We start from the raw sequence: 25,050 nt of genomic DNA, 5'->3' as shown, positions 1-25,050 counted from the left end.
ATTAGTTAATATCGTTAATTAAAGCACGATCTAAGTGTACGTAACCGCCTTCTACAAAAATAAACTGCCCTGTAGTATGCGAAGAACGATCCGAAACTATAAAAAGTACTGTATCTGCAATTTCTTCTGTTTTTGTCATTCTGGATTCAAGAGGAATACTTTTATTGATTTTTTTCAATACTGTATCACCATCAGGCAAAGTTTGCAACCAATCATCGTAAGCAGGGGTATAACATTCTGCAATCATAATTGCATTCGAACGAATTCCAAACGGAATCAAATCTACCGCCCACTCTCTGGTTAATCCAAGAACTCCTCCTTTTGCGGCAGCGTAACCTGAAGTACCACCTTGTCCAGTTAAAGCCACTTTTGAACCAATATTCACTATATTTCCTTTGGATTCTTTTAAATATGGAAGCGCAAATTTTACCAACAAGAAGTAACTGACTACATTGAGTTTTAATGAATTCATAAACTCGTCGTAAGTTGCATCTAAACCGACTCCGTCATTTACTCCAACATTATTAATAACCACATCAATTCTACCGTATTTTTTAACGATTTTGGCAACAGCACTTTCTATTTGAATTGGATCAGTAACATCCGTTTCTACAAATAAAGAATCAATTCCTTTATTTTGCAAGGCTACTGTATAATCAAAACCTCTGCTATTTCTATCAACAATAACTGGAATTGCTCCTTCATCAGCCAAACGATCAATTATAGTTTTCCCAATACTCCCTTCTTTTCCAGCCGAACCTGATACGACTACAACTTTTCCTTTTAAATATAAATCCATAAGTATTGTTTTCAGCGTTAATTCAATTCAATAATTGCTTTGATGGTATTATTTTTTGGATCAATCCATTTTCCAAATTCAGCAATCATATCCGAAAAATCAGCTCTATGCGTAATGTATTTTTTAGGATCTATTTTTCCCTCTTTTAAACATTTCATCACATATTCAAAATCTTCAATAGTCGCATTTCGGCTACTCTTTAAAGTAGATTCTCTTTTATGAAAATCGGGATGACTAAAACTCAATTCTCCTTTTTGAAGACCAACCAAAACAAATCGGCCACCATGAGAAATATAATTAAAGGCGCTATTCATCACTTTTTGATTTCCGGTAGCATCGATTACGACATTTGCCATATCTCCATTAGTCAATTCTGCTAATCGGGTAGCAACATCTTCTTTCAACGGATTGATAGTTTCATCAGCTTGTAATGCTTCTTTACAAAAATTAAGGCGATACTCATTGATATCCATAACAATAACTTTTGCTCCCGCAATTTTAGCAAATTGAATCAAACCCAATCCGATTGGACCAGCGCCCATTACTAAAACGGTATCGGTTGCTTTTACCGCGGCTCCACGAACACCATGTGCAGCAACTGCCAGTGGTTCAATCAAAGCCAATTCATCAAAATCAAGTCCTTGACCATGTAATAAATATTGCTCTGGAATCGTTACATATTCAGCCATTCCGCCATCAATGTGAACTCCAAAAACCTTGATATTAGCACAACAATTGGTCAAGCCATTGCGACAAGCCACACATTTTCCGCAATTGAAATACGGAATAAAAGTCACTTTGTCACCAGATTGAAAACCTTTGGCATTACCTTTTATATATTCAGCAGCTAATTCGTGACCTAAAATTCTTGGATATTCAAAATACGGCTGAGTTCCTCCAAAGGCATGAATATCAGTTCCACAAACCCCAATTCTTCTAATTTTCAAAAGCACTTCCCCTTCTTTTGGCTCTGGCATTGGTTTCTCTTTTATTAGAAACTCTTGCGGTTTTTCGCAAACAATATATTTCATTTTAATTGAATTGATTTTTTAGAAGTCATTAAAAAAAACGACTTCCAAATTTGTATTATTTTCTATATGCTTTAACTACTTTCCATACTTAACTCAATAACATCGCCAGCTTTGATATAGATTGGGTCTGGTTTAATGTCTAATCCCACTCCTGTTATTACTGCTTTTTGTTGTGTTCTGAAAACAGTTTAGTTTAGTTTTATCAATTTACTTTTAAAGCTGCCAAAACAAAGAGTACAACATATTCCTAAAACATGATTTTACATAGATATTCTACGCCATACTATTTTTTACTTTATGTCCGACTAAACCAAAATAAAGAATGATCGCAAAACAAATTAGAGGAATAATATATCCCGCCTGAATATCGTCATTCTCCATATCTATTAATGTTCCCATAGCATAAGGAAGTATAGCACCGCCAACAATAGCCATCACTAGCCAAGAAGAGCCCGTTTCGGTATTCGATTTTAAACCTACTAATCCCAAAGAAAAAATAGTGGGAAACATAATCGACATAAAAAAACCTAATCCGCCCAATGCATAAATAACATATATACCTTCTCCATAAATAGCTACTAAACATAAAAGAATACTAATAACACAGTAAATAGAAAGAAGCACATAATCTTTAACGAATTTCAAAAAGAAGGTTCCGATAAAACGGCCTGCCATAAAAAGAAAACCATAAACACCAAGGTAATATCCTGCTGTTTTTTCGTCTAACCCAGCACCTTGTTCTGCAATTCTGATAAAAAAACTAGTAATACAAACCTGTGCCCCTACATAAAAAAACTGTGCTACAACTGCCCAACTTAAATGTGAAAACTTCAAGACAGAGAAAAAACCAGGTTTAATTTCAGCCTCTTTTTGCTGTGGTTTCATTGAAGGAAGATGCATAAAATAGAACAAGATGGCTACAAAAACCAATACTGTTCCCAAAATAATATAAGGTAACTTTACAGCAGAAGCTTCCTCTAGTAAATAAGCCGCTTTTGTTGCATCAGGCATTGCTGCCATTTGCTCTGCAGTATGATTTTTTCCAGAAAGGATAAACATGGAACCAACAATTGGTGCGACCATTGCTGCTAATCCATTAAAGGAAGCTGCCAAATTCAATCTTTTAGAAGAGGATTCCGCTGGACCTAAAATAGCTGCATACGGATTTGCACTGGTTTCTAAAATAGTTAAACCACACCCAATTACAAATAATGCAAATAAAAACAATTCATAAGTTCTACTATTAGCAGCGGGTACAAACAGAAAAGCACCAGTTGCAAAAACCAATAATCCAATTATAATACTATTTTTATAACCAAAACGTTTAATAAGCATTCCAGCAGGAATTGCCATAATGAAATAAGCAAAAAACACTGAAGTATCTATCAATGTCGATTGGCGATTATTTAATTCACATGCTTTTTTCAAGTGCGGAATTAAGATAGAATCCAAATTGTGCGCCATACCCCATAGAAAAAACAAGCTCGTAATTAAAATGAAGGGCAATAAATAGTTTGCTCCTACACCTTTTTCTGTTTGCACTTCATGCTGGTCACTCAATTGGTTAATAATCTCCATAATCTACTGTTTGTTTCTTGAATTACTTTTTATTGAATATTAAATAAATGATACTAAGCGGTAATTTCTAAAGCATTCGCATATGAAGCTTCTGGTTTTTGACTTGGAAAATGAACTTCCAAACCATTTTCATTTTGCGTAAATTGAAGCTCTTCACCTGTACTTACTAATTTTACTCTCTTTATTTTTTGAGTATAATAAGCAGATTTATTTCCTAAACTTTTAATAACGGCAGTACCACTTTCTGACCAAGCCATTACGGTAGCATAAAGTGTTTTATCTTTTTGTGCAAAGCGAATATCTTCTGAAGTATAGGCCTTACCTTTTCCTTCGTTAAAACCTTGGGCGGTTAATGCTCCTGCACTTCCTTGCTGTGGACCTTCTCCAAAAATTTTCCAAGGACGGGTTCCATAAATACTTTTGCTGTTTAGTTTCATCCAAACCCCAATTTCTTTCACAATTTCACGTTCCAATTCGTCAATGGTTCCATCACCACGAACTGGAACATTAAGCATTAGGTTTCCATTTTTACTAACCACATCTACCAATGTATGTATGACCGTTTTGGCAGATTTGTAACGTTTGTTGTTGTAAACACTGCGATCATAATGCCAATTTCCTAAACAAGTATCGGTTTGCCAAGGCAAGGGTTCAATTTTGTTACTTTGTCCTTTTTCAATATCCCAGACTATAGCTTTTCGCTGTGATTCGGTTAATATTTTACCCGTTATTACTGCCTGAACGGTTCTATTTTTCTTCAAACTTTTATTGTACAAATGTGCTGCAATACGCAAACCTGCATCACTAACAGGCCACAATGGCAATGCTGTATCGTCAAAATAAATCATGTCAGGATTGTATTTATCAATCAAATCAATTGTTCTGTCATGAAATTTTTCTGAATAAGCTGGCGTTGGTATTGAAGCTCCATCTGCCCAATCCCATTGGCTGTGTACCGATGCCTTATTCGAAGTTTTGGTACTTAATGGATGCTTTTGTGTGTACAATTCCTGAGGATCTAAACCTTCCCACCAAGTCCCTTTTCCATCTTCTTTGGTTAGATTTCCATCATAAGGCACTCCTGCTAAAGCACCATTTTTATCAGCACCCTGAGAAGTATCAAACCAATTCCAAGCATGAGCCGCATGAACACTCACTGCAAAAGGCAATCCCGCTTTGCGAGCCGCTTTTTCCCATCCTGCAATAATATCTTTTTTAGGTCCCATTTGGGTTGAATTCCAATGAGGTTGGTGCTTGCTATCATATAAATCTAAATTATCATGATGATTTGCCATTGCCATAAAATATTTAGCGCCAGTCTCTTTATATAAATTCACCAATTCCTCTGGATTCCATTTATCAGCTTTCCAAACATTGATTACATCCTTAAAACCAAATTTTGAAGGATGTCCATATTTTTCTACATGAATTTTATACTGTCTGGAACCTTCCTCATACATATTTCTTCCATACCAATCTCCTGCTTCTGGTTCACATTGTGGTCCCCAATGTGCCCACATTCCGAATTTAGCATCACGAAACCAATCGGGTACTATGTATTTTTGTAGAGAATCCCATGTCGGCTGAAACAAACCTTTATTTGCAACAGCATTAATAATACTACTTTGTCCTAACAATGGCGACAAATAAAGTCCTGCAATTGCCGAAGCTCCTAATTTTAAAGCATTTCTTCTATCCATTTTTTATTTTCTTAACATTAATGAAATATCTATTTAAAAGTAACTTAGGGATAATTATTAGTAAACTAATTGGTAATAAGAACAGCTCCGTTACAAGGAATTATTAATTCTATTTCTTGATTCTTTTTCTGAATTACATCAGTTACTGAACCATTCAATACATTATCATCACTATATTTTTTTAGCTTTTCACCTGCTGCAATCATTCCTAATTTGACTTTTGTACGTACAACTTCTTTTTGAGCATTTATACCTGCGACGTACCATTTACTTCCTTTACGACGTGCCAATATTGCGTATTTCCCTGGATAACCTTCAATAAAACGAACTTCATCCCAAGTCGTTGGTACTTCTTTCATAAAATCAATAGCCCATTTTGGAGCGTCGGTTAAATTATTAGGTGCCAATGCAAAATGCTGTACACCGCTTTGAAACAGTACTGCTGTTGCCAAAGCATATACATCGGAGGTCATTCGTTTTGAACCTTTGTTAGGTGTGTTTTTATCATTGTAAAATTTATTCAGAGCACTTCCTCCAAAATCCATGCTTCCAACCGTATTACGAATAAAGCAATGTAGCGTTGCGTTAAAGGCTTCGGTATCACAATTGCTTTGATTAAAATATAAATTCTCACTTGCTAAAACCGCTTCGCTAGAAACATAATTAGGATACATTCTTTCCCAACCACGAGGCAAAGTAGTACCATGAAAAATCACCATAATTCCATAATCGTTGGCATCGTATAAAATATCTTCATACAACTTCATTGTTTCTTGTTTATCACCACCAAAAAAATCGACTTTGATTCCTTTGATACCAATTTTTTTCATCCAGGCCATTTCTTTACGTCTGGCAATTGTATTGTTCATAATACCTTTTGGAGTTTGAGGCGCATCATTCCAATTTCCATTAGAATTATACCATAAATACAAACTCACTCCTTTGCTAGCAGCATATTTTGCAAAAGTTTCCATCTTATCATGTCCTATTTTAGTATCCCAAAAGGCATCAACTAAAAGTGTCTGATACCCCATGTCTGCACTAAAATTGACAAATCTAATTTGCTCATCATAATTCATACTTTTATCCTGGCCAAGAATCCAACTCCAGGAACCTTTTGTATATTCATATTTTTGCGAAGCTTCGTAATGAGACTTAACTAAATCAAATGGAACAGTAGTTTGCACAATAGGTGCTAATGTTTCTCCTACTGTTATTGTACGCCAAGGTGTTTCGCTAGGGAGAGCAATTCCTGGAGCTGATGAACCATTGCCATTGTTTTCACCTACCATTGGAAAACCAATAGTGTATAATCCCTTTTGACCACCAATTAATCGACTAGCGCAATAATTACTATCAACTCCTGTTTCTGAAATTAAAACCCAACCATTACTATCTTTCATTTTAAAAAGGCAAGGAAAAGTATAACCATTACCCATACCATTTCCTCCAATTGGAGCATCAACAGTATACGGAATTTCATAACTTGGCATTGTCCTAGCATAGCCAACCATAGCATCACTTTGAGCAGAAAGAAAAGTCGTTGTTCCTGTTGGGAATAAAAATCCGGAAACCTCTTCATTTACTACAGCCGAAAGCGCTTTATTCTGTGGATACACTTTATATCTAAAGGCCACATCATTGTTACTTACTCTAAAAACCACATCGATTGCTGTTTTCTTCTCTTTGGTAAAAGAAAGTGCCATTTCATTTGCTACATAATGAACTTTGCTCTGTTTTATATTAGGCAATTCATAAGTTTCATCAATTTTATTTTGAACTATTTTATCTTTTAATTCCAGTCCTGAACTAAAATCACCCACATTCGTTTTTAGTCCTAGCGGAGATTGCTCTAAAAATATTTTTCCATTATAAAGAACATTATAAGTCGGTTTTCCATCAATTACAGACACTTGTAGTTTTAGTTTTCCGTCTGGACTATTTATTGTAGTTTGTTGGGATTGAGCATTTCCTTTGAAAAGACAAAGCAGAAAAAAGAAATAAATTAATTGTATACGAATCATTCTTTTGGTTTTAAAAATTACAGCTAACATGTTTAAGTCTATTAATGGATTAAAAATCAAAAATACTTTTATTTAAGCTTAAAATTTATTAATTAGCATTTTTATCCTTAAATTTCGCCGATTTAAAAAACAAAGATAGCAGACTTACAGGTCTTGCTTTTTATTCAAAAACGACTTTTTATTATTCAAAACCGACTTTTCACTGCTGTATGTCAAATACAAATTTTAAACATTCTTTTTCCTTATTACATATCGATCATGTTACACTCGATAATCACTGGAACTACTACAACATAGTTAGTCCTTATTATCGCTTGTATTATATTGATGAAGGTTTAGGATCTATTTCGGACAACGTCGCTAAACATATTTTAGAACCTGGATACCTTTATCTTATACCAAGTTTTACCCTATGCAATTTGAATTGTGATTCGCATCTAGGTCAATATTTTATACAATTTTTTGAAGAGTCTGCAGATGGAATTAATTTATTTTCTAATAATCGAAAAATAATAAAAACCGAAGCCAATGAAATAGACATTTTATTGATAAAAAAAATGCTCCAAACAAATCCCGGAAGAGGAATTAATCGCTCTGACAATCCCATTATTTATGAAAAAGAAGCCTATTACAAAGAATATCGTTCGTTGAATAGAGAAATGAAAAACCACCTAAAATTTGAAAATCAAGGAATCCTTCTTCAATTAATTTCGAGATTTTTAGGCGCTAAAGATTTCATAGCAAACAATAACGATACAATCCCATCCAAAATTCTTAACGCTATAAGTTACATACAAGTCCATCTAAAAGACAATCCGAGCATTGAAGAACTGGCTGATAGAGCGAACCAAAACAAAGATTATTTCTCTAAACAATTTCTTCTTCATACTGGTGTAAGACCATTGCAATATATACTTGAAAAAAAAATAGAACGCGCACAATATCTGATTGCAACTACCGACAAGACTTTTTTAGAAATCGCCATAGATACTGGCTTTTCTAATTTGCCTCATTTTTCAAAAATATTTAAGCGATTTGTAAGCTTAACACCCGGAGAATATCGCCGATTAAACAAATCGACACTATTCTGATTTTTTACAATCATTTTTCAGAAATCCGAAAAAGCATATCAAATTTTACATACAATTTGCTTCAAAATCACAATTTAGCCACTCTTTTATTCATTAATTAAAAATAATATTTTACTTTCGTAATCGATTACGGAAATATGAAAACAAAAATTACCATTAGCGATATTGCAAAAGAATTAGGAATTGCCCCTGCAACAGTTTCTCGTGCACTGAGCGATCATCCTGAAATAAGCGCAAACACTAAGAAAAAAGTCAAAGCCGTTGCAGAACGCCTTGATTACAAACCCAATAAAATTGCCTCTTCATTACGTTCTGGAAAAACAAAACTTATAGGCGTGTTAATCCCAACAGTCGAACATTTATTTTTCGGATCTGTCATTCATGGGATTTCAAATCTAGCCAGCGAACATGGTTATGACGTACTTATTTATCAATCAAACGAATCAGAAGAATTTGAAAAAAAAGGAATTGATACTTTTATCGGCGCGCGTGTTGACGGAATTTTAGTTTCTATTTCAAAAAATACAACTGATTTTTCACATTTTAAATCCATCAAAGACAAAAATATTCCAATCGCTTTTTTTGACAGGACTAATGATAGTTTAGAAATTTCATCCGTTTGCATTGATGATTATCTAGGAGCTTTTATGGCAACAGAATCATTAATTAAATCAGGATACAATAGAGTTGCTCACATTTCAGGACCTCAACACATCAAAGCTTTCTCAGAAAGAGTCCGCGGTTACAAAGCCGCTTTACAACAATACAATATTGATTTCGATCCTCAATTAATTTATGATGGAGATATCAGTATTGAAGCTGGACGAAAAGGCGTTCAGTATTTTTTAAAATTAGAGAATAAACCAAATGCCATTTTTGCAGTCGAAGATATCACCGCACTAGGCGTTTTGAAAGAATTAAAAGAAAAAGGAATTAAAGCTCCTAATGATTTTGGTGTAATCGGTTTTTGCAATGATTTATTCGGAGAACACATTACTCCTTCTTTATCAACCATCGATCAAAAAACAGTTCAAATGGGCGAAGAAGCATTCAATCTCATTTATGAATTAATTTCAAAAAAAGAAGAAAAAACAAACATTCAAAAACGAATATTAACTCCAACATTAATAATACGAGAGTCTTCAAATAAGAATCAAAAATAAATTTATTAACCACCGTAAACGATTACGTAAAATTAAGAAAAATGACATACCAACCAGCAGCCAACCGATATGAAAACATGGAATATCGCAGATGTGGAAACTCAGGACTTAAACTTTCTGCATTTTCATTAGGTCTTTGGCACAATTTCGGAGAAAACAGTGATTTTGAAAATAGCAGAAATTTAATGAAAACTGCATTCGATAATGGAATTACCCATTTTGACTTAGCCAATAATTATGGCCCGCCTCCTGGATCAGCAGAAGAATGCTTAGGTAAAATTTTGAAATTGGATTTCAAAAATCACAGAGATGAAATGATTATTTCTTCTAAGGCAGGCTACACAATGTGGGATGGTCCTTATGGCGATTGGGGATCCAAAAAATATTTAATTTCCAGTTTAGATCAGAGTTTAAAAAGAATGGATTTGGAATATGTGGATATTTTTTACCATCATAGACCAGACCCAGAAACTCCTTTAGAGGAAACCATGGCTGCTTTAAATTTAATCGTTCAGCAAGGAAAAGCTTTATATGTTGGTATTTCAAACTACCGCCCAGCCGAAGCCGAAAAAGCGTTCAAATTATTAAAAGAAATGGGGACTCCATGTTTAATTCACCAACCTAAATATTCAATGTTTGAACGTTGGGTAGAAGATGGTCTTTTGGATTTATTAGGAAAAGAACAAGTTGGCTGCATTCCGTTTTCTCCATTAGCTCAAGGTTTATTAACTGATAAATATCTAAATGGTATCCCTGCTGATTCTAGGGTAGCCACTAGCGGACAATTCTTAAAAGCAGACCATATCACCAAAGAAAGGTTAGACAAAATCTTAGCACTAAATAATATTGCAAAAGAAAGAGGTCAGAAATTAGCACAAATGGCATTGGCTTGGATTCTACGTGACGAAAGAGTGACCTCGGTATTAATAGGTTCCAGCAAACCAGAGCAAATTTTAGACTCCATTAAGGCTTTAGAAAACACTACTTTTAGCTCGGCAGAATTAGAAAAAATCAACTTAATCTTAAAATAAGCATATTAAAAAAACAATAAAAAAAATCAACAAACATGAAGGATTTTAAAAATAAAAGGGCAAAAAAAGTCAACCTTAGCCTCTTATTCTTTTTAGTATTTGCAACAACGAGTGTTTTTTCTCAAGAGCGAAAAACAATCAACTTTGATGCCAATTGGCAATTTACAAAAGGAGAAATAGCAGACGCAGAGAAACCTGCATTTAATGACCAAGCATGGAAAACACTTAATGTTCCGCATGATTGGAGTATTGAAGGACCTTACGACCGTGAAAATCCATCTGCTCGTGGAGGTGGTTATTTACCTACTGGAATTGGGTGGTATCGTAAGTCATTTGAATTAGATGCTACTGACTCCAATAAAATATTCTCTATTGAATTTGATGGCGTAATGGCTAACAGCGATGTATGGATTAACGGAAAACATTTAGGCAAACGCCCTTATGGATACATTAGTTTCTCTTATGATCTGACTCCATATTTAAACTTTGGAAAAGGAAAAACCAATGTAATTGCTGTTAGAGCTGATAATTCTGTTCAGCCTGCTTCACGTTATTATACCGGTGCGGGAATTTATCGTCATGTACGTTTGGTTGGAGTAAATTCAACTCATTTTACACAATGGGGAACACAAATCACAACGCCTAATCCAACTGCACAAAAAGCAGTAGTGAATGTAAAGACTGAAATAGAAAACAAAGGAACTGCTGGAACATATAAACTGCAAATTAGCATTATTGACAGCAAAGGAAAAGTAGTTAAGTCAACAGAAAGTCAAGAGAATATTGCTGCTAAGAAAACCAGTGATTTATCAAAAAATATTGAAATTCAAAACCCAAAATTATGGGATATTGAAGATCCAAATTTATATACAGTTGTTACTAAATTATACTCAGGAACAACACTAATTGACAATCAAACGATTTCATTTGGAATAAAAAAAGCGGAATTTAGAGCCGATACTGGTTTTTGGTTAAACAATAAAAACTACAAAATAAAAGGGGTTTGTTTGCATCATGATGGCGGAGCTGTTGGTGCAGCAGTACCTCTGGGCGTTTGGAAAGAACGTTTAAAAAAATTAAAAGAAATAGGTGTAAATGGAATTCGTACCTCTCATAATCCAGTAGCTCCAGAATTTCTTGATTTGTGTGACCAAATGGGATTTGTCGTTATGGATGAAACTTTTGACACTTGGACTGCAGCCAAACATAATGGAGAAAAAGGGTATAATTTATATTTTAAAGATTGGTGGGAACAAGATACTAAAGACATGATTTTAAGAGATAGAAATCATCCTTCCGTAGTTATTTATAGTATTGGAAACGAAATCCATGACAATCTTAGTTACCCTGAAGGTTACCAAGCCTATAAAATGCAAGAAGATGTTGTTAAAAAATATGACAACACCAGACCAGTAACTATGGCACTTTTCAGACCAGCCAACTCTAAAGTATATCTTAGTGGTTTTGCAGAACATATGGAGATTGTAGGGCAAAATTACCGCGAAAACGAATTGATTGCAGCACATGAAGCGCATCCAACCTGGAAAGTTATTGGTACCGAAAATACCCATGCGATTAGTCAATGGTTAGCTTTACGAGACAAGCCGTATATGGCAGGACAATTTTTATGGACTGGTTATGATTATTTAGGAGAAGCCGATTGGCCTGAAACTACTAATAATCAAGGTTTATTTGACAGAGCTGGAAACTGGAAACAACAAGCACTACAAAGAGACAGTTGGTGGTCATCAAAACCTGTGGTTCATATTGTAAGAAAATCAGATAATGCCGGAGCAGGATTCTGGGTTGCCAATTGGACACCAAATGATTTTGATACTTATGACAATGCCAAAGTAAATGTTTACAGTAATTGTGACGAAGTAGAACTTTTCCTGAATGATAAATCATTAGGTTCCTTAAAAAAACCAGCTGATGATTCGCCAAGAGAGTGGAATGTTACTTTTGAAGCGGGAACAATAAAAGCAGTTGGAAAAAACAACGGAAAAGTTGTTGCTCAGGAAGAACATACTTCTGCTGGAAAACCTGCAAAAATCATCTTAACCAAAAGCAATGCCACAGTGGCTAACAACTGGGACGATGTTACTTTTATTACCGCAACTATTGTAGATGATAAAGGAATTAAATGTGCAAATGCCGATAATCTAGTAAAATTTTCTATTACTGATTCTGGTAAAATTATTGCGGTTGACAATGGAAATATATTAAGTCACGAAGGCTACCAAGGACCTGCAACTACCGCCTTTCAAGGAAAAGCAATAGCAATAATTAGAGCAGCTAAAGACAGCGGCACAATTACTATAAAAGCAGATGTTGAAGGTTTGACACAAGGATCAATTCCTGTTGAAATTGTTACTGCGAAAAATTAAATTTAAAAACTAAAATACCAAATACCACAAATTTACCCCCCTATTAACGACAAAAAGCTCCGGAGAAATCTGGAGCTTTTTTTATTACCCCAACTCTTGTATTTCCATTCAAATTAAACCAAAAAAAAGACCATTCTTTCGAACAGTCTTTTATTTATCCATTACAGAAATGAATCTATGCCATAAACAAGGAATACTTGTTAGAGTTGAATAGAACCAAGTCATAAGGAACTAATTTTGGAGCTACTTTTTCTGATGAATTATCAAACGTGATATTATTGTGTTTTCTAAACAAATAAATTTCTTTCAAGCAATTTGACAAACTCTGATGAATTAAACTTGTAAAAATTGGTAATTGTTTATCTCCAACTAATAAATCTATTTGGTAATTAGAGCTACTTTTCGATAGATTATTACCGATAATTCGTAGTGTAAATGTTGTTGGAATTCCGTTTTGCTTTCCTTGATACTGTACTACCATAACTATTTAAAATTGATTAGATTATTTTTTATCTTATTCAACCCTCTTTCAGTTGAATTCTTAGTAAAAGTATAAAATAAAAAGAAACTGATAAAATAACAACCCATAAATTATCAAATTTATAACATTTACTTAAAAAACAATCCCAACTTATTGTAAACCAAACAAAACCTCACCAATTGGACTTTACGTTTATTTAACAAAACCACACCAAAACGATTTCTTTTAACATAAAAACGAAAAACCCTGTAATGTATGAAGTTACAGGGTAATCTAACTAAATGTATTAAAACAAACAATCTTCTTTTTCTTCTCCTTGTTTTAAAGTTTTATCCTTTAATAACAGGCAAAGAAACCACATTTCCCGCTTCGTTTCTCATGGTCATGTTCAACTTATCTAATAGCGATAATTTATTGGACACCAGACCAGAAAATAGATTATAGGATATATTCATTTTTTTTAAATGGGTCAATTTCTCCAGTTCAACTGGCACTTGACCTTTAAAATCATTATCAAAAAGATTTAAATTCTCTAACAAAACCAAGTTTCCAATTGATGGGCTCAACTTGCCTGTAAATCGATTTGTATATAAAGAAAGTAACTTCAAAGATTTTAATTCATAAAAAGAAACAGGTAATGTTCCTTGAAACGAATTTTCATATAATGACAAGTTTTCAAGCATTGATAGTTTTCCTATTTGCTGTGGTAACTCTCCTGACAGAATGTTTCTATCAAGTAATAAAACTTTTAAATTAGGCAGTGTACAAATTGAAGCTGGAATAAAACCAGTTAATTTATTAAACGAAAGATCGAATATTTCTAAAGTTTTTAAATTTCCAATATTGAGTGGAATTTCACCATTCAACAAATTAGTACTTAAATTTAACTCACGCAAATTCACCAAAGTCGTAATTTCAACAGGTATGCGACCCGTTAAATTATTATTCTTTAAATTGATAGAAACCACTTTATCATCAACAACTTTTACGCCATACCATTTATCCATTGGCAAAGAAATATCCCATTTATTGGTCCATTTACTTCCATTGGTAGCTTGGTTTAACTTTATCAAAACTTCCTTTTCTGCCTTTGAAACACTAGCAAAAACGGAGAGTGAAAAGAATACGGTAAGAAGTAGTAGCGTAATTTTATTACTCATTTGCTTTGTTTAAAATTGATTCTCAAAAATAATTAAAAACTTCGCTAACAAACAAAAAAAATCGATTAATTAATATAAAAAAAATATTTTTGGTAATTTATCTCACAAAAAAATTCAGACTAAATAAACTGAAATAATTAACTAACCAGCATAAATAAAGAGATTTTCATCTGCTTCATTTTTTTCATTCTTCAAAGACATTTAAACGATTTTAAGCAATTTGGATTTATTGACTTACATCAATTTTTTCGACCTCTATAAACTTCACCTTTGCATAGAACATTAAAAATTAGAAAGATGAACAAGAAGTATTTCCGGTATATCAATACGCTATTTGTAGTTTTGCCAATGACTATGATTATGGCGTTTGTGGGATTGATTCGAAATTATGGGTTTGGGGAAGATTGGTTTTTTAAATTCTTAAGTGCGTGGAGCGTAATGCTTCCTGTTGCTTATCTGTGTGCCTTTTTAATTATACCAAAAGCAAAAAAACTAGCTGAAAAAGCAACTTCTGAAAAGAAAACTACACAATCCATTCAATTGTAGTTAATCCTGATTTAAATTTGTAAAAAATGTATGAAGATGTATAACCAACTGGCACAATTTATTAGAGACAAAGTGAGCATTTCTGAAGAAGAGTTAGACTCCATCTTGCCATTCTTCAAAATGATTTCTGTTAAAAAAAATGAGTTTTTGGTAAGCCATGGCGAATTGGGTCATCAACTGTACTTTGTAGACAAAGGATGTCTCCGTATATTTTTCATCAACGAAGAAGGACAAGAATCTACCCGTCATTTGGCTTTTGAGAATCATCTTGCAGGAGCGGTTATTTCATTTATAACTAATATTGCTGCTCTGGAATATGTTCAGGTACTCGAAGATTCTCAACTACTTTATATCGAACGAAAAGATTTTTTCTATTTGTTAGAAAAATATCCTATTTGGGAGAAATTCTACAGGCATTATTTAGAATATGCTTATGTTACCAATACCAATCGCCTGATGTCTTTCGTCACGATGGATGCCAAAACGCGCTATGAAAACCTGCTAAAAGAAAGACCCATTGTGGTAAAAAGACTTCCCAATAAAGTGGTCGCTTCGTTTTTAAATATCTCGCAGGAAACATTGAGTAGATTGAAGTCTAAGAAATGAAATGTACAGATTCAAAACATTTTAAAAATTACAACTTATAAAATTCATCTGTGATATAGAAAACAGTATCGATAAAATATAAATTACTTTGAAAAGTCAGTACGTTTTCATCGTGTAAATCTTCGAGAATTATTCCTAAATCAGGATTAAAGTAATCATTATTCCTTGTGTTTTTAAAACCATTTTCATTAAGAAATTTTTTGACATTTTCTAATTGTGTTAATTCGTCAAATTTGATAAAATCCTGTTCAACAACAGCATATAAAATTTCTTCAGATTCATAAAACCCAACTAATTGATAAGCGGTATCTGGAAAAAAGAAATTGTTCAATAATAAATTATTGAAATAATCTTCCCACGATGAATAATAAATTGAATCATTGAGTTTCAAAACCTGAAACTCATCCTGATGTAGATAAACCTTTTGCTCAGCGCCACTGGAAACAAAAGAATTAATATCAATATTTGTTTTCCAAAAATTATTTTGATTACAAAATTGCTTTATATTCTCTGCTTCTTCACTTTTGATTTGCTTGCTGCCTTTAGCTTCGCAACTTGCGCTCTTGCTTCTTCTAAGGTAATTGGCGACCGCTTGGATAGCATCTCCATGCCTAACTTGGCTCTTTCCTGAAATGATATTTTGTAGTTCATGTTTCATGAAATTTTATAATACAAAGATAAAGATTTAATTGTTATAATATTTTAATTCTAAAATACACTATTTTGCTATTGTAGCTTCTTGAAATTTTATTGCTTCCTCTCGTATGTAGGCACTACTATCCAGTTTCAAAAATTGGATTAAGAATTCCTTATTTCAATTCATTTTTTACAATATCCCCTAAACGTTTGAGATCAGCGTCTAGTTTATCGTTCCATTCCAATGCATAATTGAGTCGCATACAATTGTTGTATTGATTGTGTTGTGTAAACATTCTTCCAGGAGCAAAACTGATTTTTTGCTGAATTGCCCGATCATACAATTCGGCAGTATCAATTGCTTTGTCTAATTCTAACCACAACATAAAACCACCTTGTGGCTGTGATATTTTGGTACCATCAGGAAAATAATCCTCGATAGCTCTTTGAAACTGTAGACAGTTGGCATACAGCTTATTTCTAAAAGTACGCAAATGATGGTCATATCTGCCATGTTCCATAAAATCTGCTATTACTTCCTGATATAATGCTGGACTAGAGATGGTTTGAGAGAATTTTTGTCTGATGATTTTTTCCTTAAACTTTCCAGGAGCTACCCAGCCTACTCTGTAACCTGGCGCTAATGTTTTTGATACTGAACCACACCACATTACAATCCCTGCTTCATCATAATATTTGCAAGGCTTTGGTCTTGATATACCAAAAAAAAGATTCCCATAAAGATCATCTTCAATCAAAGGAATGTCATATTCTGTGAGCATTCTCACCAATTCTTTTTTATGTTCATCAGGCATCAGGCTTCCTAATGGATTGCTGAAATTACTAACAAAACAACAGGCTTTTAGTTGAGGCAAGACTTTCTTTATTGCTTCTAAATCTACGCCCGTTATAGGATGTGTAGGAATCTCAATTGCTTTTAAACCTAAAGATTTCACAATTTGAATAATGCCAAAATAAGTAGGACTTTCAATAGCTATCGTATCTCCAGGTGTAGTTACTGCCATAAGACAATTAAAAAGTGCATTCATGGTACCTGATGTGGTAACAAGATCGTCTTCGGTAAGTTTTCCTTCCAGTACCAAAGACCATTTAGCGACTGTTCTTCTAAGATTAACATTGCCTTGAATGGGCTCGTAGCTAGTACCTCCGTCCTCAAAATTACGCACCGCCTTAACAATACCCTTATTGAGTTTTGCAATAGGCAAAAGACTTTTATCGGGAGCACCGAGAGAGAATTGCGTAATATCTTTACTATTTAGCGTATTGAAAACTTTACTTATCAAGTCTTCTGTTGGCTCCTCATTATAAGATTTTAATTGACTGACAGATGGAATCGAAAATTTACGCTGCGAAGTTTTGCTAACAAAATAGCCAGATTTGGGTCTTGGTTCTATAAGTGATTTGCTTTCGAGCTCAAGAAAAGCCTGCTTGGCCGTATTGATACTGACATTATAAAGCTTATGCACAGAGCGGATAGAAGGAAGTTTTTCTCCCAATTTTAATGTTCCGCTGCTAATTTGTCCCTCTATAACTTTAGCTATCTTCAAATATAAAACTTCCTTTTTCATACCATCAATTTTTGTGTATCTAACTTAATTACAGCTATTCCACCAATCTGTTAATTTTATAATAGCTGCATTAAGTTTGCTACTGTCTTTAACAAATGTAGTATCTATTATTTTTCTGGCTTTTTCATTTAAGATCTGTTGTGTTTCCAGAGATTCAAATCCGTCTCTAAAATAACAATTAATTTCTATTTGAAAACTCGGGTTAACAACTACAGCAGCAAAACCTATTACTTCATTTCCAGATTTTCCAAATACTAAAGGCAGTCCAAAATTTTCTTTTAGAGAAACGACATCACTTTGCAGCAAATCGGTATCCAAAGCAACTTTTGCTTTTACATTGTTGTAAATAGCTCCTACTTCTTGTAATTCGGTCAGGCTTACATCACCGTATTTTATTTCCTTCTTAATAATTGCTTGCTCTTTCATAACTGTTTTTCTTGAAATACAATATTAAGCACTTAATAAAAAAAGACACAGATACAGAAATACATTTATTTAAGGATACAGATTTGCGATTAACATAGAAAAGAGTAAAGTATAATTCAAAAATTAAAGTCTAATTTATGACATCTATCAATTTTTCACATCACGCTAAATTTGATTTAAATATCGAACATTTAAAAACAAAAAAGCTCAAGAACTAAATCCTTGGAATATTGGATTTTATTTCCCAGAGGGTTTCTTAAAAAAAATTGCAACACTTCATTTCGAAGTGTTGCAATTACAAAAAAAAAAAATCAAGTAAAATAAATTAACTAACTAATCTATACCGATAGAAGATGAGGCTTTTACTTCTTGACTTTGAATGTTTTTAATCATCCAAACTCAAATTATCAACCTCAGCAACTGTAATTTTATTTAAAATAAACTGAATCAGTTTTATTAACTTTTTATACTTTTCTCCGTCTTTAATTTCCATAGCGTTTCTATAAAAACATCCACATCTTGGGTCGTGTTATAAAAAGCTAAAGACGGTCTAACAGCGGTTTCTACTCCCATTCTTCTCAAAATAGGCTGAGCACAATGGTGCCCAGTTCTCACAGCAATTCCTTCTTTATTTAATGCCTGGCCAACCTCATCATTGGTAAAACCCTGCAAGTTAAAAGAAAGCACGCTTGCTTTATGGGCAGCAGTTCCTATCAATCGAACACCTGGAATTTGTTTCAGCAAATTGGTGGCATATTCTAATAAATAATGCTCGTATTGCCCGATTGCTTCTATCCCGATTTTCGAAACATAATCAATCGCAGCTCCAAGACCAATAGCATCGGCAATGTTACCTGTTCCTGCTTCAAAACGATTCGGTGCTTTGTGGTATTTAATCTCCTCAAAAGTCACATCCTGAATCATATTTCCGCCTGATTGATACGGTTCCATTTCATTTAGCAAATCTTCTTTGCCATAAACAGCACCAATTCCCGTTGGTCCAAATAATTTATGACCAGAGAAAACCAACCAATCAGCATTCAGATACTGAACATCAACTTTCATATGCGAAACAGATTGCGCTCCATCTAACAGCACTTTAGCACCAACGGCGTGAGCCATTTCGACCATTTGTTTGGCTGGAGTTACCGTTCCTAAAGCATTTGAAACTTGTGTAAAAGCAACTAATTTTGTTTTAGAATTTAGCAATTTAGCATATTCGTCCAACAGAATTTGTCCATCATCGTCCACAGGAATTACTCGCAATTTCAAGCCTTTTTTATCTGCTAGACGTTTCCAAGGCACAATATTAGCGTGATGTTCTAAATTACTAACGATAATTTCATCACCCGAAACCAAATTATGATCTCCCCAGCTTTGAGCTACTAAATTGATTCCTTCTGTTGCGCCGCGAACAAAAATAATTTCGTTTACGGATTTGGCATTCAGAAACACTTTCACTTTTTCACGAGCGGCTTCATACGCATCCGAAGCTCTCGCTGCTAATTCGTGTGCGGCACGGTGAATATTAGAATTTTCATGTTCGTAGAAATAACTCACACGGTCAATTACTGATTGTGGTTTTTGAGTTGTCGCTGCATTGTCAAACCAAATTAAAGGTTTACCATTCACCGTTTCTCTCAGAATTGGAAAATCTTTCTTGATGATATGCGGATTGAAATTCGTTCCACCAAAACCTTCAAATTCATTGTGACCTACAGGAGCAACATCTGCTTTTTTAGAATCAAACCCAAAAGGATTTTCATTTAAAAAATAATAAGAACCCGGAGTATCAATAATTCCCGGAGTTGTTACCAAAGATGGAATTCCAAAACTAGAATTAAGTGCTTCCAAAGCCGTTTTCAATTCCGCTTCAAAAGAAGTGTGTTCGAATTCAAATGGCAAATAATTCTGATTCAAATTTGTTGACGAATTACCGCCGCTATTTTTCAGATTCGGATCACTGAAACCTGTTTGCGGATCAGCCGCATTGATATTATTTCCGTTATTTACCGCAAAGGGATCGGCGCCAGCTCCTGAAACAGGAGAAGATCCAAATCCTTCGTTGATATCCACGTTCAAATCACCTAGTTGCGAAATATTTTCGATAGTTGGATCGGAAAAAGCATTGTTATACCCTCCAAAACCTGGCGATTTTCCATACTGTGCCACCGAAGGCGATCCGCCAAAACCACCAAACGAAGGCGGTGTTTGTACAGAACCTATCGGACTGGCTGAAACCGCTGGAGTTGCCAATGGTGCAAAACCAGATTGTCCCAACACCGTATCGTGATTGCTAACTGGAAACGCCGCTTCTACTCCACCTAAATTACCCGCTGCAAGCAGTGTTTCGGCAATTTTGGTAGCACGAGGATGTTCACTGGCATTTGGACTCAATGAAATTTCTTTTGGAAATTCATTGGGCAAAGCACTGAACAGCTCATTGGCTAACTTTTCCAAGTCATCAATATTAGGCAATCCCGTACCTGTTGTATTAATATTTGTACTCATGATACTTACCTATTTCTACATCCTCTAATACCGCGATAGCGTCATCAACAGTTACTGCCAATGAGCAATACAACGATACTAAATAAGAAGCAATGGCTTTTTCGTTTATTCCCATAAAACGTACAGATAATCCTGGAGATTGTTCTCCTTGTAATCCTGGTTGGATAAGACCAATTACACCTTGACGGCTTTCTCCTGTACGTAATAAAATGATTTTAGATTTACCATCTTTGATTGGCAATTTATCAGAAGGAATAAGTGGAATTCCTCTCCAAGTTAAAAATTGAGATCCAAACAAAGAAGTTGTTGGAGGTGGTACCCCGCGACGTGTACACTCACGACCGAAAGCTGCAATAGCTAAAGGGTGCAACAAGAAAAAACCAGGTTCTTTCCAAACTTTTGTCAATAATTCATCTAAATCGTCTGGAGTTGGCGCTCCTGATCTTGTTTTTATAATTTGAGAAGGCGCAACACTATTCAACAAACCGTATTCTTTGTTGTTGATTAATTCGCTTTCCTGACGTTCTTTGATTGTTTCGATAGCCAAACGCAATTGCTCTGAAATTTGGTTGTATGGTTTGCTGTACAAATCAGAAACACGAGTATGTACATCAACAATAGTCTGAACCGCTGCTAAATTATATTCTCTTGGATTGTCAATATAATCCACAAATGTATTTGGTAAAATACGCTCATCTCTAGCCGAACAATCTACTTCAATGTGATTGGCATCTTTTACTTTATTCAAACGATACACCCCAGATTCTACAGGAACCCAGTGTAATAGATGTGTAAGCCATCTTGGGCTTGTTGCCATTGTAGGTACCGAACGTGTAGCGATTGCTAATTGCCTTGCAGCTACGTCTCCTAACGCAGTTTGCTGTTTTTTTACTTCTGCCATTGTGTTTGTTTTAATTTATATTTATTTATACTTGAATTTTTATTTTAAAAAAATACTGTTACGCTAATTTAATGTATTACAAACAATTAACAACAATATCAATTCTTTATTTGATGGTTAAAAACAAACCACTTAAATCATTACAAAGCAGTATCAAATAGCTCATCTACAGATAAATATCTTTCTCCTGTATCGTAATTAAAGGTTAAGATTACTGCATCTTTAGGTATTTCACTTAATTTTTGACCAACCGCAGCCAAAGCCGCTCCTGTAGAAATACCCGAAAAAATTCCTTCCTCTTTAGTTACTTTTTTTGAAAAAGCAAAAGCATCTGATTTTTCAACCGTAATAATCTCATCTATATATTCTCTATTAAAAACAGCTGGAACAAATCCAGCACCAATCCCTTGAATTGGGTGAGGCGAAGGCAAACCACCACTTAAAACTGGTGATAAAGAAGGTTCTACCGCAAATGTTTTTAATTTAGGAAAATGTTGTTTTAGAATTTTTGAAACTCCTGTGATATGTCCGCCTGTTCCCACTCCAGTAATTAAATAATCAATACCTTCTGGAAAATCATTTAAAATTTCCAATGCCGTTGTTCTTTCGTGAACAGCAACATTTGCAGGATTATCAAATTGCAATGGCACAAACGAATTTGGAGTTGAAGCTGCTAATTCATGTGCTTTTTCTACCGCTCCTGCCGTTCCTTTTTCTCTTGGTGTTAAGACAAACTCAGCACCATACGCATTCATTATTTTTCTTCTTTCGATACTCATCGATTCTGGCATTACCAAAATCACTTTATATCCTTTAACAGCTGCTACCAAAGCCAATCCAATTCCTGTATTTCCAGAAGTTGGTTCTATAATAACTGAATCTGGATTTAGAAGTCCTTTTTTCTCAGCATCTTCAATCATTGCCAAAGCAATTCTGTCTTTGATACTCGAACCTGGGTTTGATTTTTCTAATTTAATCCAAACATTATGCGTTGGAAAAAGTTTATTCAATTTGATGTGGGGAGTGTTCCCTATAGTTTCTAAAATGCTTTGATATTTCATAGTAAATTATTTTTTTGCCACGAAGGTCGTCCGTTTCTTTTCACGCAGATTCCGCAGATTTTCGCAGATTTTTTAAAAAACATTTATTCGAATCACACAATCTGCTAAATCTGCGTGCTTATTTTTTTACAGATTTGTTCTAAAAATCTTTGTGTCAATTTTCAACTCCTTAAATCGAATAAAAAATAGGTTCCGGAAAAGGATTATTATCCTTGATCTTTATTTCATTTTTATGATATACTACTGAATTGGATGGAATAGTATAGGTAAGCCAAACATTTCCTCCGATAATAGAATCTCTTCCTACGGTTGTTTGTCCTCCAAGGATAGTACTATTGGCATAAATAATTACGTTATTTTCAATCGTGGGGTGTCTTTTTATAAAGGCTTCTTCTTTCTTTACACTCAAAGCTCCAAGGGTAACTCCCTGATAAATTTGAACATTATCCCCAATGATAGCCGTTTCTCCAATTACAATTCCTGTACCGTGGTCTATAGCAAAACCATCCCCTATTTGTGCTCCAGGATGAATTTCTATACTGGTTTTACTATGTGCATATTCCGAAATAGTTCGTGCCAAAAGCTTCAAATCCTGCTGCCATATTTGATGTGAAAAACGATAAATCGCTATTGCAAAAAAACCAGGATAGGCATATAAAACTTCTTCTAAAGATTTGGCTGCTGGATCTTTTGCAAAAATTGTTTTAGCATCCTTTAGAGCCTGTTTGTATAAACTTGGTAATGAATCGAAAAAAAATTTAGTCTGCTGCTGGCTTTTGTTATTATTGGGAGCAAAATCCAACACTAATTCAGAGAATTGTCTTTCTAATTCGGCAAACTTGTCTTCAATGATAGTTACATCACCAAAAGATTTTGACGTATTCGAAAACAAAACAGAAAACAACTCATCTATAAATTGATGGATTAATTTCTTTTTTGGCAAAATCAATAAATCTTGATGTTGTTGCGCTATTTCCTGATAAAAAGATTTCATAATAATTATTTTATAGTTGAAAGATACCTTTTATTAATCTTACTATTCTGATAAAAATACTAATTTTATTTACCAAATAATAAGAAAGCAATGATTAATGTAATAATAACATTAAACAACTGCGCTATCAAAAAAGCATACAATGGCTTTTTGCTGTTATTACTAAACAAATCCTTAAAATTGGTTTCTAAACCAATACTGGTAAATGCCAAAGCAAACCAAAGTCCCTGTAAATTCTTCAAACTATCTTTAACAGCATCTCTTGTCTCGGATGGAATTAGAAAAGAAAAAATCAACGAAGCAGCAATAAAACCAATGACAAACTTTGGGAAACGCTCCCAAATAATTCCTAAAGTGGGTTTCGATTCTACCGCTTCAGCCGATTTATTATGCGTGTAAGTCCAATAAACTGATATTGCAAAAGCAGCGATCCCTAATAAGACGTTTTGCGAAAATTTCACAATCGTACTGATTTTCAGCGCCGTTTCTCCAACCAATGAACCCGAAGCCACAACAGCTCCCGAAGTATCAATACTTCCTCCCAGCCAGGCACCAGTTACTTCTTCTGGAAAATTGAAATACTTAGCAATAATTGGCATAAAAATCATCATTGGAATGGCGGTTACCAATACCATCGAAATAACATAAGACAATTTTTTAGAATCTCCTTTGATCGCACCAGATGTAGCAATCGCTGCAGAAACACCGCAAATGGAAACCGCACTGGAAATCATCATCTTTAACTCATCATCTACTTTTAATTTTCCACACAGCCAGAAAGCAAAATACCAAACCGATAATACCACTACCAAAGCCTGAATCAATCCTAAAGAACCTGCTTTTAATATATCAGAAAAAATGACACTGGTTCCTAATAACACTAATCCAATTTTTACAAAAATTTCGGTTGAAAGTGCTGTGCGAAACCATTCTGGAAGTTTGAAAAAATTACCAATAGACAAGCCAATAGCTAAACTAAAAATAACTGCTTCCAAATTAAGTCCTTTTACAAATGTATTACCTGCAAGAATTAAGGCTATAACGGTTAACACATACACTACTGGAAAGCCTAATAAAAAGTTTTTAATTGATTTACCTACTAAAAAAGCACCTGTAAGTCCGATAACCAAAAAGTAAACAAATTGCAGAAAAAGATCAATTATATTACCATAACTAAATACCTCATTTCGTAAATCCGTACCATTCGACCACTTGAACACAGGAACTGAAGGCAAATAAATAAAGAGAGAGATTCCTATTATCAAAAATCCTAAGATTACTACTGTCCAATCTTCGTGAATGCTGAATTGTTTTGTTTGTGATGACATTTTAAAA

At 34.2% G+C, this 25,050-nt stretch carries 21 protein-coding genes; 6 read left to right on the top strand and 15 right to left on the bottom strand.

What is annotated here, in order from left to right; all coding sequences use genetic code 11:
• Position 1 precedes the first annotated feature (1 nt).
• From ACUN3A_RS12820 to ACUN3A_RS12800, 5 genes are all read right to left on the bottom strand, one after another.
• Complete coding sequence (locus ACUN3A_RS12820) at positions 2–799, bottom strand: SDR family oxidoreductase (protein WP_445551680.1); 798 nt, start codon at positions 797–799, stop codon at positions 2–4.
• A gap of 17 nt (positions 800–816) precedes the next feature.
• A complete protein-coding gene (locus ACUN3A_RS12815; protein ID WP_445551679.1) occupies positions 817–1,830 on the bottom strand; it encodes a zinc-binding alcohol dehydrogenase family protein in 1,014 nt (337 codons plus the stop codon).
• A 273-nt stretch (positions 1,831–2,103) separates the two neighbouring features.
• Positions 2,104–3,408, bottom strand: coding sequence for an L-fucose:H+ symporter permease (gene fucP, locus ACUN3A_RS12810; protein ID WP_445551678.1), 1,305 nt, complete (start codon positions 3,406–3,408; stop codon positions 2,104–2,106).
• Between the two features lie 53 nt (positions 3,409–3,461).
• A complete protein-coding gene (locus tag ACUN3A_RS12805; RefSeq protein WP_445551677.1) occupies positions 3,462–5,108 on the bottom strand; it encodes an alpha-L-fucosidase in 1,647 nt (548 codons plus the stop codon).
• 65 nt (positions 5,109–5,173) lie between these two features.
• On the bottom strand, positions 5,174–7,132 hold the full coding sequence (locus tag ACUN3A_RS12800) for a glycoside hydrolase family 97 catalytic domain-containing protein (protein WP_445551676.1): 1,959 nt from the start codon (positions 7,130–7,132) through the stop codon (positions 5,174–5,176).
• Between the two features lie 209 nt (positions 7,133–7,341).
• On the opposite strand from ACUN3A_RS12800, the gene ACUN3A_RS12795 reads away from it, so the two are divergent.
• The 4 genes from ACUN3A_RS12795 to ACUN3A_RS12780 all read left to right on the top strand — a co-directional run bounded on the left by ACUN3A_RS12795 (position 7,342) and on the right by ACUN3A_RS12780 (position 12,804).
• Positions 7,342–8,223, top strand: coding sequence for a helix-turn-helix domain-containing protein (locus tag ACUN3A_RS12795; protein ID WP_445551675.1), 882 nt, complete (start codon positions 7,342–7,344; stop codon positions 8,221–8,223).
• A 137-nt stretch (positions 8,224–8,360) separates the two neighbouring features.
• Positions 8,361–9,386: a LacI family DNA-binding transcriptional regulator gene (locus tag ACUN3A_RS12790; RefSeq protein ID WP_445551674.1), complete on the top strand. Its 1,026-nt coding sequence runs from the start codon at positions 8,361–8,363 to the stop codon at positions 9,384–9,386.
• 41 nt (positions 9,387–9,427) lie between these two features.
• Entirely contained in the window at positions 9,428–10,417 is a 990-nt protein-coding gene (mgrA, locus tag ACUN3A_RS12785) for an L-glyceraldehyde 3-phosphate reductase (protein WP_445551673.1), read from the top strand.
• A gap of 35 nt (positions 10,418–10,452) precedes the next feature.
• Complete coding sequence (locus ACUN3A_RS12780; RefSeq protein ID WP_445551672.1) at positions 10,453–12,804, top strand: glycoside hydrolase family 2 TIM barrel-domain containing protein; 2,352 nt, start codon at positions 10,453–10,455, stop codon at positions 12,802–12,804.
• 175 nt (positions 12,805–12,979) lie between these two features.
• On the opposite strand, the gene ACUN3A_RS12775 is transcribed toward ACUN3A_RS12780, so the two are convergent.
• Both ACUN3A_RS12775 and ACUN3A_RS12770 read right to left on the bottom strand, forming a co-directional pair.
• Positions 12,980–13,285: a hypothetical protein gene (locus ACUN3A_RS12775; protein WP_445551671.1), complete on the bottom strand. Its 306-nt coding sequence runs from the start codon at positions 13,283–13,285 to the stop codon at positions 12,980–12,982.
• 329 nt (positions 13,286–13,614) lie between these two features.
• Positions 13,615–14,445, bottom strand: coding sequence for a leucine-rich repeat domain-containing protein (locus tag ACUN3A_RS12770; protein WP_445551670.1), 831 nt, complete (start codon positions 14,443–14,445; stop codon positions 13,615–13,617).
• Between the two features lie 297 nt (positions 14,446–14,742).
• Between ACUN3A_RS12770 and ACUN3A_RS12765 the strand changes: the two genes are divergently transcribed.
• Positions 14,743–14,991: a DUF2798 domain-containing protein gene (locus ACUN3A_RS12765; protein ID WP_445551669.1), complete on the top strand. Its 249-nt coding sequence runs from the start codon at positions 14,743–14,745 to the stop codon at positions 14,989–14,991.
• 36 nt (positions 14,992–15,027) lie between these two features.
• Positions 15,028–15,597, top strand: a complete 570-nt coding sequence (locus ACUN3A_RS12760; protein WP_445552837.1) for a Crp/Fnr family transcriptional regulator — start codon at positions 15,028–15,030, stop codon at positions 15,595–15,597.
• 28 nt (positions 15,598–15,625) lie between these two features.
• Here the strand turns inward: ACUN3A_RS12760 and ACUN3A_RS12755 are convergent, their stop codons facing one another.
• From ACUN3A_RS12755 to ACUN3A_RS12720, 8 genes are all read right to left on the bottom strand, one after another.
• Positions 15,626–16,255, bottom strand: coding sequence for a putative polyvalent protein kinase domain-containing protein (locus tag ACUN3A_RS12755; protein WP_445551668.1), 630 nt, complete (start codon positions 16,253–16,255; stop codon positions 15,626–15,628).
• A 151-nt stretch (positions 16,256–16,406) separates the two neighbouring features.
• On the bottom strand, positions 16,407–17,822 hold the full coding sequence (locus tag ACUN3A_RS12750) for an aminotransferase-like domain-containing protein (RefSeq protein ID WP_445551667.1): 1,416 nt from the start codon (positions 17,820–17,822) through the stop codon (positions 16,407–16,409).
• 24 nt (positions 17,823–17,846) lie between these two features.
• Positions 17,847–18,248, bottom strand: a complete 402-nt coding sequence (locus tag ACUN3A_RS12745; protein ID WP_445551666.1) for a hypothetical protein — start codon at positions 18,246–18,248, stop codon at positions 17,847–17,849.
• Positions 18,249–18,704: 456 nt separating this feature from the next.
• Entirely contained in the window at positions 18,705–20,759 is a 2,055-nt protein-coding gene (locus tag ACUN3A_RS12740; protein ID WP_445551665.1) for a family 2A encapsulin nanocompartment cargo protein cysteine desulfurase, read from the bottom strand.
• Positions 20,743–21,660, bottom strand: a complete 918-nt coding sequence (locus ACUN3A_RS12735) for a family 2A encapsulin nanocompartment shell protein (protein WP_445551664.1) — start codon at positions 21,658–21,660, stop codon at positions 20,743–20,745. The genes ACUN3A_RS12740 and ACUN3A_RS12735 overlap by 17 nt, the downstream gene beginning before the upstream one ends.
• 140 nt (positions 21,661–21,800) lie before the next feature.
• Positions 21,801–22,721 (bottom strand): cysteine synthase A, encoded by a 921-nt coding sequence (gene cysK / locus ACUN3A_RS12730; protein WP_445551663.1) that lies wholly within the window; start codon positions 22,719–22,721, stop codon positions 21,801–21,803.
• A gap of 169 nt (positions 22,722–22,890) precedes the next feature.
• Entirely contained in the window at positions 22,891–23,715 is an 825-nt protein-coding gene (gene epsC / locus ACUN3A_RS12725) for a serine O-acetyltransferase EpsC (protein ID WP_445551662.1), read from the bottom strand.
• A gap of 65 nt (positions 23,716–23,780) precedes the next feature.
• Entirely contained in the window at positions 23,781–25,043 is a 1,263-nt protein-coding gene (locus tag ACUN3A_RS12720; RefSeq protein WP_445551661.1) for a YeiH family protein, read from the bottom strand.
• Positions 25,044–25,050: the final 7 nt, after the last annotated feature.

The sequence above is a fragment of the Flavobacterium sp. WC2509 genome, from assembly GCF_052683105.1.
Note: the sequence above shows the minus strand (reverse complement) of the source record. Positions and strands in the feature narration are given on the sequence as shown.